Source organism: Micromonospora sp. NPDC005298 (assembly GCF_040607375.1).
Classification (GTDB): Bacteria; Actinomycetota; Actinomycetes; order Mycobacteriales; family Micromonosporaceae; genus Micromonospora.
On sequence record NZ_JBEXGP010000003.1, the window covers coordinates 1 to 14,543 of the forward strand.

The window sequence follows — 14,543 nt, forward strand, 5'->3', positions numbered from 1 at the left end:
GATGAGCGGCGCGAAGTCCGACGAGGACTGACGGCAGGCGTACCCCGGCGGGGGGGGGGGGGGGGGGCGGGGCCCCCCCCCCCCCCCCCCGCGGGGGGGGGGGGGGGGGGGCCCCCCCCCCCCCCCCCCGACCGCTCACCTCAGACCTCTTCGACCGAGCTCGGCTCGCGCCGGGACAGGTCGATGCCCAGCTCCTCAGCGGCCCGGAACACCTCGTCGTCGGTCTCGCGCATCTCCAGGGCCACGCCGTCGCTGGAGAGCACCTCAACGTTGAGGCACAGCGACTGCAGCTCCTTGAGCAGCACCTTGAACGACTCCGGGATGCCCGGCTCCGGGATGTTCTCGCCCTTGACGATGGCCTCGTAGACCTTCACCCGGCCGAGCACGTCGTCGGACTTGATCGTGAGCAGCTCCTGCAGGGCGTAGGCAGCGCCGTACGCCTGCATCGCCCAGCACTCCATCTCACCGAAACGCTGACCACCGAACTGCGCCTTACCACCCAGCGGCTGCTGCGTGATCATCGAGTACGGGCCGGTCGAACGAGCGTGGATCTTGTCGTCGACCAGGTGGTTGAGCTTCAGGATGTAGACGTAGCCGACCGCGATCGGGTCCGGCAGCGGTTCGCCGGAACGACCGTCGAACAACTGCGCCTTGCCGGTACGGCCGATCAGCTGCTTGCCGTCCCGGTTGGGCAGGGTCGACTCGAGCAGACCGGAGATCTCCTCCTCGCGGGCACCGTCGAAGACCGGGGTGGCCACGTTGGTGTCACCCACGGACTCGTGCGCGTCGATCGAGCGAAGCTGGCGCTTCCACTCGGCGTCGTCGCCCTCGACCTTCCAACCGGTCTTGGCGACCCAACCGAGGTGGGTCTCCAGCACCTGGCCGATGTTCATCCGGCTCGGCACACCGAGCGGGTTGAGCACGATGTCGACAGGAGTGCCGTCCTCGAGGAACGGCATGTCCTCGACCGGCAGGATCTTCGAGATGACGCCCTTGTTGCCGTGCCGGCCGGCGAGCTTGTCGCCGTCCTGGATCTTGCGCTTCTGGGCGACGTAGACCCGGACCAGCTCGTTGACACCCGGCGGCAACTCGTCGCCGTCCTCGCGGGAGAACGTGCGCACACCGATGACCGTGCCGGTCTCGCCGTGCGGCACCTTCAGCGAGGTGTCCCGAACCTCACGCGCCTTCTCACCGAAGATCGCGCGGAGCAGCCGCTCCTCCGGGGTCAGCTCGGTCTCACCCTTGGGCGTGACCTTGCCGACCAGGATGTCGCCGGGGACGACCTCGGCGCCGATCCGGATGATGCCGCGCTCGTCGAGGTCAGCGAGCATTTCCTCGCTGACGTTCGGGATGTCGCGGGTGATCTCCTCCGGACCGAGCTTGGTGTCCCGGGCGTCGACCTCGTGCTCCTCGATGTGGATCGAGGTGAGCACGTCCTGCTGCACGAGGCGCTGCGACAGGATGATCGCGTCCTCGTAGTTGTGACCCTCCCAGCACATGAACGCCACCAGCAGGTTGCGTCCGAGTGCCATCTCGCCCTCGTCGGTGCACGGACCGTCGGCGATGACCTGACCGGCCTCGACGCGGTCGCCCTCGAAGACGACCGGCTTCTGGTTGACGCAGGAGCCGGCGTTGGAGCGGCGGAACTTGTGCAGCAGGTACGTCCGGCGGTGGCCGTCGTCCTGGTGGATGGTGACGTAGTCGGCGCAGAGATCCTCGATCACACCGCCGACCTCGGCGACCACCACGTCGCCAGCGTCGACCGCGGCCCGGTACTCCATGCCCGTACCCACGAGCGGCGCCTCGGCCTTGACCAGCGGCACCGCCTGGCGCTGCATGTTCGCGCCCATCAGTGCCCGGTTGGCGTCGTCGTGCTCGAGGAACGGGATCATGGCGGTCGCGACCGAGGTCATCTGCCGGGGCGAGACGTCCATGTAGTCGACGGCGCCGGGGACGACGTCCTCGGTCTCGCCGCCCTTACGACGGCAGAGCACCCGGTCCTCGGCGAACGTGCCGTCAGCCTTCAGCCGTGCGTTGGCCTGGGCCTTGACGAACCGGTCCTCCTCGTCCGCGGTCAGGTAGTCGATCTGGTCGGTGACCCGACCCTCGACGACCTTCCGGTACGGCGTCTCGATGAAGCCGAACGGGTTGACCCGGGCGAAGGTGGACAGCGCGCCGATGAGGCCGATGTTCGGGCCTTCCGGCGTCTCGATCGGGCACATCCGGCCGTAGTGGGACGGGTGCACGTCGCGGACCTCGAAGCCGGCCCGCTCGCGGGACAGACCACCCGGGCCGAGCGCGCTCAGCCGACGCCGGTGGGTCAGGCCCGCCAGCGGGTTGGTCTGGTCCATGAACTGGGACAGCTGCGACGTACCGAAGAACTCCTTGATCGCCGCCACCACCGGGCGGATGTTGATCAGGGTCTGCGGCGTGATCGCCTCGACGTCCTGCGTGGTCATCCGCTCGCGGACGACCCGCTCCATGCGGGAGAGACCGACCCGAACCTGGTTCTGGATCAGCTCACCCACGGTGCGCAGGCGACGGTTGCCGAAGTGGTCGATGTCGTCGGCCTCGTAGCCGTCCTCACCGGCGTGCAGCCGGCACAGGTACTCCACGGTGGCGACGATGTCGTCCTCGGTGAGCGTGCCGGTGGTGATCGGCACGTCCACTTCGAGCTTCTTGTTGAACTTGTAGCGCCCGACCTTGGCGACGTCGTACCTCTTCGGGTTGAAGAAGAGGTTGTCGAGCAGGGTCTGGGCGTTCTCGCGCGTCGGCGGCTCGCCAGGGCGCAGCTTGCGGTAGATGTCGAGTAGCGCCTCGTCGGCGCCGGCGATGTGGTCCTTCTCGAGCGTGGTCATCATCAGCTCGGACCAGCCGAACTTCTCACGGATCCGCTCGGCCGACCATCCGATGGCCTTGAGCAGGACCGTGACGGCCTGCCGGCGCTTACGGTCGATGCGTACGCCGACCGTGTCGCGCTTGTCGATGTCGAACTCCAGCCAGGCACCCCGACTCGGGATGACCTTGACGCTGGAGAGGTCGCGGTCGGAGGTCTTGTCCGGCTGCTTGTCGAAGTACACGCCCGGGGACCGGACGAGCTGGCTGACCACGACGCGCTCGGTGCCGTTGATGACGAAGGTGCCCTTGGGCGTCATCATCGGGAAGTCACCCATGAACACCGTCTGGCTCTTGATCTCGCCAGTGGTGTTGTTGGTGAACTCCGCGGTCACGAAGAGCGGAGCGCAGTAGGTCAGGTCCTTCTCCTTGCACTCCTCGATCGAGGCCTTGACCTCGTCGAAGCGCGGCGCCGAGAAGGAGAGTGACATGGTGCCGGAGAAGTCCTCAATGGGACTGATCTCTTCAAGGATCTCCGCGAGACCCGAGCGTGCGTGCGGGTCGTCCGCCGACCGGCCCTGCCAAGCCTCGTTGCCGACGAGCCAGTCGAAGGACTCGTTCTGGATGGCAAGGAGGTTGGGGACCTCGAGGTGTTCGGTGATCCTGCCGAATGAAACTCGGCGGGGAGCGAATGCGCTCGACGTACGACTGGTCTTCGCAGGGCGGGAAGCTGCCAAGATGCGTCCTTCCGAGGACCGGTGCTGCAGAACGGCTGGTACGCGTGCACTCCAATGACCCCACCAGAAATATCCGTAAACGGACATTTCCGAGCAGGGGTCAAGTCGGAAGGCAGCGCAAACTAGCAGTGTAGCCGAGAGGCTAACCGCTGTCCAGCCCACCCCGCAGGTCGTTTGCGGAACGCGCCTCGGCCCCCCTCGACGGGGGTCTGCCGGGCCGCTCAGAACGCAACGTCCCCACTGGGCCGCGCGGGTTGCCGCGGCCGTTGGTGCCGCCGCTGTCATTACCCACGTTGTGGCCGTCGCAAGCGCGGTGTCTTGCTGGTGTCAGCGTGCCTGGCAGGCCGGGGCCGCGTCAAGGGCCGGTATCCGGGTCGTCCGTTCTTTCCCACCGGAGGTGGACCCGCGGACCTCGTCCAGGTCGCGGCGCGAAGGACGGACGCCCAGCTCAGACCGGGTGAACGCCGGAACCACCAACACAGCGGGCGGCGATCCGTGTCGGATCACCGCCCGCCGCGACGCGATCGTGTCCCGGCTCACCGAGCCGGGGCACGCGCCTGTGGAACGTCAGGTCACTTGAGGGTGACCTTGGCGCCCTCGCCCTCGAGCTTCGCCTTCGCCTTCTCGGCGGTCTCCTTGTTGACCTTCTCCAGGATGGCCTTCGGCGCGGACTCGACCGCGTCCTTGGCCTCCTTGAGGCCCAGGCCGGTCAGCTCACGCACGACCTTGATGACCTGGATCTTCTTGCCACCGTCAGCCTCGAGGACGACGTCGAACTCGTCCTTCTCCGGCTCGGCCTCGGCGGCGGCCGGGGCGCCACCGGCGGCGGCAACCGCGACCGGAGCGGCGGCGGTGACCTCGAAGGTGTCCTCGAACTGCTTCACGAACTCGGAGAGCTCGATCAGCGTCATCTCCTTGAACGCGTCGAGCAGCTCGTCGGTGCTGAGCTTCGCCATGTCTGGCGTCCTTTCCTGGATCTGTTAAGTAAGACTTGGTGCGTCGGGGCAGCCTCAGGCCGCCTCGGCGCTCTCCTTCTCGCGCTTGTCCTGCAGAGCAGCCGCCAGACGGGCGGTCTTCGACAACGGGGCCTGGAACAGGGCCGCGGCCTTGCTCAGGTTGCCCTTCATCGCGCCGGCCAGCTTGGCCAGCAGCACCTCGCGGGACTCCAGGTCGGCGAGCTTCGTGACCTCGGCCGCGGAAATGGCCTTGCCCTCGAAGACACCGCCCTTGATGACGAGCTTCGGGTTGGCCTTCGCGAAGTCGCGAAGACCCTTCGCCGCCTCGACGACGTCGCCCGAAACGAAAGTCAGCGCGGTAGGACCGGTGAACAGCTCGTCGAGGCCGTTGATGCCCGCGTCCGTCGCAGCACGCTTCGCCAGCGTGTTCTTCGCGACCGTGTAGCTGGTCTCGGCGCCGAGCGAGCGCCGGAGCTGGGTGAGCTGGGAAACCGTCAGACCGCGGTACTCGGTCAGCACGGTGGCACCCGCGTTGCGGAAGCTCTCGGTCAGCTCAGCGACGGCCGTGGCCTTGTCGGCTCGGATCGGCTTGTCCGCCATGTCCCTCCTCTCTCGTTCATCGAGGCTGGTCCCCGTCACGGCCGAAGCCGGGAGCGGGGGCGGAGGCAGCGCGACAACGAGAAAGCCCCGGCGCAGGGCGCACGGGGCGAGGGCCGGCGGATCGACACGGTCGGCGGACCATGCTCACTGCCGAGTTACGCTTGCCGCCCTACGCGGGTCGCCCGTCTGTCGCGGGACCTTCGACCGTGCCGGAGCACGGTGACCAGCGGTCTCTGGGTGGTTCCTCATCCGTAACGAACACGGATGACTGTTGAAGAGTACGCGCCCGCGTCACCAGCGCCAAATCGCCCCCGGTGAGGCGGGCCACCAGCGCCCCCGGCGGTCAGCCCTGGGCCCGCCGCCGCCACAGGTAGCCGCCGAGCACCGCGGCGCTCCAGGCCAGGGCCCACACGCTCAGGCCCAGCAGGGTGAGCGCGGCGGCGTCACCAGCCGCCGTCCGGGCCGTGGCCATGATCGGCGGGGCCAGCCAGGGTGCCACCGAGCCGCTCAGGCCCAGCACCACCGCGCCGACACCGCCGAGCGCCAGCACGGCGACGCCGTACCCGGCGCCGCCCACCGAGGCCCGGCTGGCCAACGCACCGAGGGCAACAGCGGCGGGTACGACCAGCAGGTGCGCCCACAGCCCCAGCGCCAGCCCGGCCGGCACCGACCGGTCCCCCGGGTCGACCGGGCCGGTGACCCCGCCGACCAGCCACGGAAAGACCAGCGCGACGGCCACCGTCAGCAGCGCCGCCACCCCGGCGGCGAGCAGTCCCGCCGCCCGCTCCCGGGCCACCCCGACGGTCACCTGGGCGAGCCGGCGCTGCACGTCCGGCTCGACGTCCAGGAGGATCTTGGTCTGCCAGGCGAGCACCGGAAAGAGCACCACCGCGGACACCCCGTACGCCTCCGCGGGCTGGGCGCGGCCGCCCCCGTACAGCGTGCCGAGCGCGACGAGACCGCCGAGCAGTGGCGCCAGCGCCCGGCCGGTACGCAGGAAACCGGCCAGCCGCAGCCGGACCAGGGCGATCACCGCGCCTCCCCCGCGACCGGCGGGGCCAGCGGCGCCGACGGTTGGGGCTGGGGTACGGCGGTCGAGGTGTCGGGGCGTACCCGAAGGATCTGATGGCCGTCGGCCCGCAGGCGTGCGACGGTGCTGGCGACCCGCGCGGCCGGCACCGCGACCTCGACCACGGCGACGGCCTCGCCCACCGACGGTGTCTCCTCGGTCAGCGTGCCGTCGGCCACCGTCCAGCGGCGCGCGTCGGGCAGCCGGACCGTCTCCCCGCGATGGTCACTGACCAGGACCGCGCCGTCCTCGGCGAGCACCTCGTCGATCAGCTCGGGGACCAGCTCACGGGTGGCGGCGTCCAGCCCCTCCCACGGCTCGTCGAGCACCAGCAGGCCCGGCGGGCGCAGCATCGCCTGGGCGAGGCCCACCTTCTGGGCGGTGCCCTTGGACAGCTCCGGCAGGCGTACCGCGCGGAACCGGGCCAGGCCGAGCCGGTCCGTCCAGGCGGTCACGGCGTCGTCGGCGGCGGCGCGACCCAGGCCGGCCACCCGGGCCATCCCGGTCAGGTAGCGGGCCACGGTGAACGGCTGGTCGGCGGGAAATCGCTCCGGCACCCAGCCGACCCTCTCCGGGCGGTCGGTGACCCGGCCCCGGCCCGGCCGGAGGACCCCGGCGGCCACCTGGAGCAGCGTCGACTTGCCCACCCCGTTGCGGCCCAGCACGACCGCCACCTCACCCGGGCCGATCCGCACGTCGACGCCGCGCAGCACCCACGGCCCTCGCCGGTGGTACCGCAACCAGACGTTCTCCAGCCGCATGCGGTCGAGCCTGCCACATCACGAACGCGCCGGGGCGCCGCCACAGTCGTGGCGGCGCCCCGGCGGAGGGAACTGGTCGGGCTCAGGCCTCGGCCGAGTCCTCCTGGAGGTTCTTCACCAGGTTCGGGTCGACCGGGACACCCGGGCCCATCGTGGTGGTCAGGATGACCTTGCGCAGGTACTTGCCCTTCGACGCGGACGGCTTGGCCCGCAGCACCTCGTCGAGCACCGCCGCGTAGTTGTCCACCAGCTGGCTCTCCGAGAAGGAGGCCTTGCCGATGATCAGGTGCAGGTTGGAGTGCTTGTCCACCCGGAAGGTGATCTTGCCGCCCTTGATGTCCTGCACCGCCTTGGTGACGTCCATGGTCACCGTGCCGGTCTTCGGGTTCGGCATGAGACCGCGCGGGCCCAGGATCCGCGCGATCCGGCCGATCTTGGCCATCTGGTCCGGCGTGGCGATCGCCGCGTCGAAGTCCAGCCAACCACCCTGGATCCGGGCGACCAGCTCGTCGGTGCCCACCTCGTCCGCACCCGCCGCGACAGCCTCCTCGGCCTTCGCGCCACCGGCGAAGACGATCACGCGGGCGGTCTTACCGGTGCCGTGCGGCAGGTTGACCGTGCCGCGGACCATCTGGTCCGCCTTGCGGGGGTCGACGCCGAGGCGCATGGCGACCTCGACCGTGGCGTCGAACTTGACGTTCGTGGTCTCCTTGGCCAGCTTCACGGCCTCGGAGGGGGTGTAGAGCTTGGACCGGTCGATGACGTCGGCGGCCTTGCGGTAGCTCTTGCTGCGCTGCATTGCTGATTACTCCTGTGGTCTCTGGCGGGCCGCTCGGCGCGAGCCCTCCCACGATCGGGTCTTCGGCGGGGCCGACGTCAGTCGTTGACGGTGATGCCCATCGACCGGGCGGTGCCGGCGATGATCTTCTCGGCCTGGTCCAGGTCGTTGGCGTTGAGGTCGGCCATCTTCTTCTCGGCGATCTCACGCAGCTGCGCGCGGCTGACCGAGCCGACCTTCTCGGCCTGCGGGACGCCCGAACCCTTCTGCACACCGGCGGCCTTGATCAGCAGCCGGGCGGCGGGCGGGGTCTTCAGCACGAAGGTGAAGGACCGGTCCTCGTACACGCTGATCTCGGCGGGGACGATGTCGCCCCGCTGGGACTCGGTCTGCGAGTTGTAGGACTTGCAGAACTCCATGATGTTCACGCCGTGCTGGCCGAGCGCGGGGCCGACCGGCGGCGCCGGCGTGGCCTGGCCCGCCGGCAGCTGAAGCGTGAACGTCTTGACGAGCTTCTTCTTCGGAGGCATGTCACTTCCTGGGGCTTGGAGCTGGGAAAATGCGGCTGAACACCGCCCTGGCAGGCGCGCACGGTCAGCGCACCGCGACAGCGGCGACGTTCAAGAGTAGCGCAGGCCGCAGCCCGCTCTTCCGCCGAGGTCGAGCGGGGAGGGCGTACGCCGACGTCGGCGGCGGGCCAGGCCCGCCGCCGACGACCGGTCAGATCTTGGCGACCTGGTTGAAGTTGAGCTCCACCGGGGTCTCCCGGCCGAAGATCGACACCAGCACCTTGAGCTTCTGCTGGTCGGCGTTGATCTCGCTGATCGTGGCCGGCAGCGACGCGAACGCGCCGTCGGTGACGGTGACCGAGTCGCCCACCTCGAAGTCCAGGACCTTGATCTCCGGCTTGGCCTTCTTCTGCTCGGTCTCGACGGCCGGCGCCAGCCACTTCAGCACCTCGTCGAGGGAGAGCGGCGCGGGCCGGTCAGCTCGGTCGGTCGCGCCGACGAAGCCGGTCACGCCCGGGGTGTTACGGACGCAGGAGTACGACTCGGCGGTCAGCTCCATCCGGACCAGGATGTAACCGGGGAAGACCTTGGCCTGGATCTGGGAACGCTTACCGTTCTTGACCTCGACCTCTTCCCGGGTCGGCACCTCGACCTGGTAGATGAAGTCCTCCATGTCGAGGCTCGTGATCCGGGTCTCGAGGTTGGTCTTGACCTTGTTCTCGTAGCCGGCGTACGAGTGCACCACGTACCAGTCACCCGGCGCGTAGCGCAGCTTCTGCCTCAGCTCGGCGACGGGGTCGTACTCCTCGTCGGGCTCGGGCTCGGTCGTTGGGAACTCCGGCTCGCTGGCGGCCTCGACCGACTCGTCACCAGCCGCCGTCGCGACGGTGGACTGCTCGTCCACCGGTCCGGCGGTCTCGTCGTACTCAGGCACGCTCGCTCACTTCCGTCACTATCGGCTGGAGGCCAGCCGGTCAGCTCGAGTTGCCGAAGACAAACAGCACGACCTTGGCGAAGCCGTAGTCCAGCACACCGACGATCGTCAGCATCACCGCGACGAACGTCACCACCACGGCGGTGTAAGTCAGCAACTCCTTGCGGGTCGGCCAGATGACCTTACGCAGTTCGGCCACGACCTCGCGGAAAAACCGGGCGACACGGCCGAAGACGCCCACCCGACCGGTCTCCGACCGGGTGGTCGGCCGGCTGTCCGCCGACTCCGCGCGGGCACGCGACCGCGTCGCGGTGCCTCCCCGGGAGACCGGCTCGTCCGCGCTGGAGGCGTCGTCGTCGGCTACCTCGTCGACGACCTCGTCGTCCAGACGATCGTCGCCGGCGTCCTCGCCGCGCCGCTTGTTGTCGGCCACTTCGCCCTCCGTCGCGGAATCTCGGGTCGCACGCCGGGTGGCGTGCGCGGCGCTGGTCACGCCGGCCGGGCCAAACCGTCCCGCGACGGGCCGCGGCCGGTGGATCAACCGGAGGGCCCGAATGCCTCGGACCACCCCGCCGATGCCACCACCACGGGCCGGACGCCGCCTTGTCGGCGGCGCGACCCACGGGAACGGTCAGGCCTGAGGCGCAGGGGTGACAGGACTTGAACCTGCAGCCTGCGGTTTTGGAGACCGCTGCTCTGCCAATTGAGCTACACCCCTGTGCGGCAACACTCGCCCCACGCGGTCACAGACGACCGAGCAGGGGTCACTTGCCCCACGGCGGACCAGTGTACGGGTAGCCGCCCGACTTTCCCAACCGGTCTCCCCGCCACGCGTGGCGGGGGTGGTTCAGCGTGCCGTCCGGATGGTCGCGCGCGCCTGTGAGAGCACCTTCTCGCCCAGACAGGTGGCGGTCACATCGAGGCGCGTGAGGCCCTCGTCGGTCACCTCGCGGACCACCGCGGTGACCTCGATCTCGGTGCCCTGGTCGTCGTCGGGGACCACGACGGGCCGGGTGAACCGGACGCCGTACTCGACCACCGCGTCGGGCGACCCGGCCCACTCGGTGACCGCCCGGCCGACAAGCGCCATGGTGAACATGCCGTGGGCGATCACCCCGGGCAGGCCGACCTTGGTGGCGACCCGGTCGCTCCAGTGGATCGGGTTGAAGTCACCCGAGGCGCCCGCGTACTGGACCAGGTCCGCGCGGGTCACCCGGAACGTCTTGGCTGCCAGCTCCATCTCAGCCCTCCCCGCGTACGACGTACTTGGCCCAGACGGCGACGACCGGCTCCCCGCCGACGGTGGTCACGTCGGTGCGGGTGGTCAGGAAGCCGTGCCCGCCCCGGGTGGTGACGTCCTCGATCGTGTTGACGCACACCAGCTCGTCACCGGCCACCACCGGACGGGTGTACGTGAACCTCTGGTCGCCGTGCACCAGGCGGCTGTAGTCGACGCCCAGCCCCGGATCCTCGATGATCTGCCGGCTCGCGGCCATCGTGATCACCACCGGGAAGGTCGGCGGGGCGACCACGTCCGGGTGGCCCAGCGCCCGGGCCGCCTCCGGGTCGTGGTGGGCCGCGTCGGTGGCGCCGATGGCGGTGGCGAACTCACGGATCTTTTCTCGGCCCACCTGGTAGGGGGCGGTCGGCGGGTACGTCCGGCCGACGAAGGAAGGGTCCAGAGGCATGTCGCGAACCTACACGGAAAGCACAATCGCCGATCTGCTCGGTCGACAGCGGCGGTAGCCGCGCCGTACCGGTCAGATCGGCGATCGGAAGTGCGTCAGAGCGACGGCCGGCGCGACGCCGGCCGTGGATCAGCGGGTCTCGCGGTGGACCGTGTGCCGACCGTCACGCGGGCAGAACTTCTTCAGCTCGATGCGGTCGGGGTCGTTGCGCCGGTTCTTGCGCGTGATGTAGTTGCGCTCCTTGCACTCCACACACGCCAAAGTGATCTTCGGCCGGACATCGGTAGCCTTCGCCACGGCGGAGTGCCTTCCTCGCTAACGGAAACAACTACGACGCGCCAGCCTAGTTGCTGACTGCGCGGACATGCAAAGTGGGCGCCAGTGGCGCCCATCTCCACGACCACCGGGAACGAGCCCGGAAGACGAGAGTAGCGGTGGCCGGACTTGAACCGGCGACACAGCGATTATGAGCCGCTTGCTCTGCCATCTGAGCTACACCGCCGCGGTGGGTCCAGCTGAACCCTCGAGCCCCCTTACGGAATCGAACCGTAGACCTTCTCCTTACCATGGAGACGCTCTGCCGACTGAGCTAAGGGGGCCTGCGCGAACTCCCCGTGGGGCGCGCAGAAGTAGAATACACGGCGCCGGTCAGCAGGTGAAATCGGATCCCCGGTGATCGTCCAAGCCCAGCTCAGGGCACAACACGCAGGCGCGGAAGCTCCCCGGCGGAGACCGTCTCCGGGTCCACCTGAGCGCCGAACCAGGCGGCCAACCGCTCGTACGGCAGCGGCCGGCTGAACAGGAATCCCTGCCCGATCTCACAGCCGATGTCCTGGAGAAGCTCCAGGGTCAGCTCACTCTCCACGCCCTCGGCGACCACGGCCAGACCGAACTGCTGGGAGAGGGTCACCACCGCGTTGACGATCGCCAGGTCCCCCGGGTCGGTCGCCATGCCCTGCACGAACGAGCGGTCCACCTTCACCTCGTGCACCGGAAGCCGGCGCAGGTGAGCCAGGGACGAGTCGCCGGTGCCGAAGTCGTCCACCGACAGCCGTACGCCGAGGTCGCGCAACCGTTGCAGGGTGGGGATGGGCCGGTCCGTGCCGTCCAGCACCCCCGACTCGGTGATCTCCAGGGTGAGGCGCTGCGCCGGCACCCCGTACTCCGTCAGCAGCTCCCGCACCCGGTCCGGGAAGTGCTTGTCGGTGAGCGTACGGGCGGCGAGGTTGACCGCGATGGGCAGCGGCTGGTTGGCATCGGCCCAGTCCCGGCTGCGCCGCAGCCCTTCGCGGAGCACCACCTCGGTGAGCCGGCTCAACTGGCCGGTGTGCTCGGCCACCGCGACGAAGTCCTCCGGAGCGACAGTGCCGTGCGTCGGATGCTCCCAGCGGGCCAGGCACTCCACCCCGACCAGCCGGCGGTCCCGCAGGGTCACCTTGGGCTGGAAGTAGACCTCCAGATCGTCCTGGTCCAACGCCTGGCGCAGGTCGCTGGCGAGACCCAGCCGGCGCAGCGACCGCGACTCCAGACCCGGGTTGAACAACTGCACGCTTCCCGGCACCGACTTGGCGGCCGTGGCCGCCAGGTCCACCCGCAGCAGAAGGGTCGCCGCGTCGCTGCCGTGATCCGGGTGTACGGCCACCCCGACGGCCGTGTTCACGTCGAGGGTGAGCGCGTCGAAGACCATCTCGTCGCGGATCTGGTCGCGCAGCTGACCGGCCAGCTCCAGCGCGGCCTCGGCGCTCTCCAACCGCAGTGTCACCAGGAACTCGTCGCCGCTGGCCCGGCCGACCAGAGCCGACGACGGCGCGCTGGCCCGCAGACGGTTGGCGACCTCGACGAGGACCTTGTCCCCCGCCGCGTGGCCCAGGGACTCGTTGACCTGGCGCAGCCCGTCAACGTCGAAGAGCAGCAGGGCCACCACCTCACCCGGGGCGGCGATCTTGAAGGACTCCTCCAGCGCGGCGGTGATCCGCCGCCGGTTCGGCAGCCGCGTCAGGGTGTCGTGGTAGGCGTCGTGCCGCAGCCGGTCGACCAGCCGCGAATTTTCCAGTGCGACGGCGGCGTGCGCCGCCACGGTCTCGAAGATGGGGATGTCGGCCGGGGCGAAGTGACCCACGTCGCTGAGGCGGTTGACGACCTCCAACGTGCCGATCACCGCCTGCCCAGACCGCAGCGGGACCGCGATGACGTCCTTGATCTTGGAGTCGGCGAGCGCGGCGCGCAGCGCCGGGTCACCGCCGAAGGCCCGACCGAGCGCGATCGTCCGGCCCGACTCACGCGTCTGCTCCCGGAACACCGACGGGGTACGGGCCACGTCGATGAGGCCCCGATCGTCGAGGCGCGCGGTCAGCAGGACCTCCGGATGCCGACCCTGGGCCGGAAGCCACAGCGTCGCGTACTCGGCCTGCATCAGGGAGCGGACCCGGCCGAGCAGCGCGTCCGTCAGGTTGCCCTCCTGACCCGCCTCGCTCATCGCCCGGGTCAACTCGTACATGTCGCCCAACGTGCGGTGCTGCCGGATGAACTGCGAGTAGGAGCGGTAGAGCAGAACGCCGGCCACCGCGAGCGCCAGCAGGAGCAGGCTCGACCAGAGGGTCGTCTCCAGCGCGATCAGGATGATCATCCCGACCGCGATGTTCAACGCGGTGGTCAGCAGGACCTGGACGGCCGTGCTCGTCGTCTCGCGGGTGCCCTGCCAACCCTGCAGCAGAGTGATCACGCCGACGACGGCGACGAGACTGATCAGCGAGTTGGCGGCGACAGCGCCGAAGAGCGAACCCCAGGTCGCCGGCCCCACCCCGTCGTGCGGTGGCCGGGCGGCCAACACCAGCCCGGCGACCGAGAAACCAGCCGCCGCGCGGGCGACGTTGAACCAGAACTTCGGCGCCGCGTAGCCGCGGTGCATCTGGGTGAACAACTCGGCCAGGGTCGCGACGACCACCATGAGCAGTGGCGACAGCCAGAACAGGGCGAGCACCAGCGGAATCTCGCTGAGTGTCACCACGACCGCCTGGCGGCGGACCACGAAGCTGAGCGTTGGGATGCCGGCGGCAGCCATCACCACCAACAGCACCACCGCAGTCGGCCAGTCCGACAAGCGGATCGGCACCGACAGCGCCAGGACCAACGACCCCACCAGGGCGATCCCGGCGAGAGGTGCCGTGATCAGCCAGGCATGTTCGGTCGTACGACGTCGGACAGCCTTAGGTGACACCGCACCGCCCTGTCATCAGTCATGCCGTCGCCACACCGGGGTCACCGAGTGACGACTGACTGCGCCCCACTCGGAACCGAAACGCTGTGCCCAGCGGGAGCGCCCCACTCGATACTCGTGGCCTGGACGGCACTGCCAAGTTGGGTGCCAAGGAGAGCAACGGCCAGCGCGGCGAGGGCGATGGTCGCCAAGCGCAGCCGGCCAAACTTTCGACCAGACATTTGGAGCTCCTGTCGGCAGGGGGCCTGTGAGGGGTGGAGATTCCACGATGGTGCCATAGCGACGTCCCCCTGGAAAGTTTCCCAGCCGCGATCAGGCCGACCGCTCCCCGAGCCGACCCGCTCAGCCGGAGAGACACGACGTCCGGCCAGACGATCTGCTGATCAACCCACACTCGAACGCTCAACAAACGACCTAGGAGAGAAAGCTCGCCTACTAGACGTATCAGCTGAATCGAAC

The 14,543-nt window shown here is 69.3% G+C and carries 13 protein-coding genes and 3 tRNA genes; all 16 read right to left on the reverse strand.

Going from position 1 to position 14,543, the window contains the following annotated elements:
- Window positions 1-140: 140 nt before the first annotated feature.
- The 16 genes from ABZS77_RS08980 to ABZS77_RS09055 all read right to left on the reverse strand — a co-directional run bounded on the left by ABZS77_RS08980 (window position 141) and on the right by ABZS77_RS09055 (window position 14,084).
- Complete coding sequence (locus ABZS77_RS08980; protein ID WP_354819619.1) at window positions 141-3,572, reverse strand: DNA-directed RNA polymerase subunit beta; 3,432 nt, start codon at window positions 3,570-3,572, stop codon at window positions 141-143.
- Window positions 3,573-4,144: 572 nt separating this feature from the next.
- The gene (gene rplL, locus ABZS77_RS08985) at window positions 4,145-4,528 is read right to left on the reverse strand and encodes a 50S ribosomal protein L7/L12 (protein ID WP_007465324.1); all 384 of its coding nucleotides are present in this window, start codon (window positions 4,526-4,528) and stop codon (window positions 4,145-4,147) included.
- A 54-nt stretch (window positions 4,529-4,582) separates the two neighbouring features.
- Window positions 4,583-5,128: a 50S ribosomal protein L10 gene (gene rplJ / locus ABZS77_RS08990; RefSeq protein ID WP_074314622.1), complete on the reverse strand. Its 546-nt coding sequence runs from the start codon at window positions 5,126-5,128 to the stop codon at window positions 4,583-4,585.
- A gap of 343 nt (window positions 5,129-5,471) precedes the next feature.
- Window positions 5,472-6,161, reverse strand: a complete 690-nt coding sequence (locus tag ABZS77_RS08995; RefSeq protein WP_354819622.1) for a hypothetical protein — start codon at window positions 6,159-6,161, stop codon at window positions 5,472-5,474.
- Window positions 6,158-6,958 carry an ABC transporter ATP-binding protein gene (locus ABZS77_RS09000; RefSeq protein ID WP_354819625.1) on the reverse strand — a complete coding sequence of 267 codons (801 nt, stop codon included), beginning with the start codon at window positions 6,956-6,958 and terminating at the stop codon, window positions 6,158-6,160. The genes ABZS77_RS08995 and ABZS77_RS09000 overlap by 4 nt, the downstream gene beginning before the upstream one ends.
- Window positions 6,959-7,040: 82 nt before the next feature.
- Window positions 7,041-7,757, reverse strand: coding sequence for a 50S ribosomal protein L1 (gene rplA / locus ABZS77_RS09005; protein ID WP_354819628.1), 717 nt, complete (start codon window positions 7,755-7,757; stop codon window positions 7,041-7,043).
- Between the two features lie 77 nt (window positions 7,758-7,834).
- Window positions 7,835-8,266, reverse strand: coding sequence for a 50S ribosomal protein L11 (gene rplK / locus ABZS77_RS09010; RefSeq protein ID WP_354819631.1), 432 nt, complete (start codon window positions 8,264-8,266; stop codon window positions 7,835-7,837).
- Between the two features lie 190 nt (window positions 8,267-8,456).
- Complete coding sequence (gene nusG / locus ABZS77_RS09015; protein ID WP_139582412.1) at window positions 8,457-9,179, reverse strand: transcription termination/antitermination protein NusG; 723 nt, start codon at window positions 9,177-9,179, stop codon at window positions 8,457-8,459.
- Window positions 9,180-9,219: 40 nt separating this feature from the next.
- Window positions 9,220-9,612, reverse strand: coding sequence for a preprotein translocase subunit SecE (gene secE / locus ABZS77_RS09020; RefSeq protein ID WP_139582414.1), 393 nt, complete (start codon window positions 9,610-9,612; stop codon window positions 9,220-9,222).
- Between the two features lie 212 nt (window positions 9,613-9,824).
- Window positions 9,825-9,897 (reverse strand) — tRNA-Trp (locus tag ABZS77_RS09025).
- 129 nt (window positions 9,898-10,026) lie between these two features.
- On the reverse strand, window positions 10,027-10,419 hold the full coding sequence (locus ABZS77_RS09030; RefSeq protein WP_354819634.1) for a MaoC family dehydratase: 393 nt from the start codon (window positions 10,417-10,419) through the stop codon (window positions 10,027-10,029).
- Window position 10,420: 1 nt separating this feature from the next.
- The gene (locus ABZS77_RS09035; RefSeq protein WP_354819637.1) at window positions 10,421-10,867 is read right to left on the reverse strand and encodes a MaoC family dehydratase N-terminal domain-containing protein; all 447 of its coding nucleotides are present in this window, start codon (window positions 10,865-10,867) and stop codon (window positions 10,421-10,423) included.
- A 129-nt stretch (window positions 10,868-10,996) separates the two neighbouring features.
- Window positions 10,997-11,164: a 50S ribosomal protein L33 gene (gene rpmG, locus ABZS77_RS09040; RefSeq protein WP_007073056.1), complete on the reverse strand. Its 168-nt coding sequence runs from the start codon at window positions 11,162-11,164 to the stop codon at window positions 10,997-10,999.
- 132 nt (window positions 11,165-11,296) lie between these two features.
- Window positions 11,297-11,369 (reverse strand) — tRNA-Met (locus tag ABZS77_RS09045).
- Between the two features lie 24 nt (window positions 11,370-11,393).
- A tRNA-Thr gene (locus ABZS77_RS09050) sits at window positions 11,394-11,466 on the reverse strand.
- A gap of 92 nt (window positions 11,467-11,558) precedes the next feature.
- The gene (locus ABZS77_RS09055) at window positions 11,559-14,084 is read right to left on the reverse strand and encodes a bifunctional diguanylate cyclase/phosphodiesterase (protein ID WP_354819640.1); all 2,526 of its coding nucleotides are present in this window, start codon (window positions 14,082-14,084) and stop codon (window positions 11,559-11,561) included.
- Window positions 14,085-14,543 lie beyond the last annotated feature (459 nt).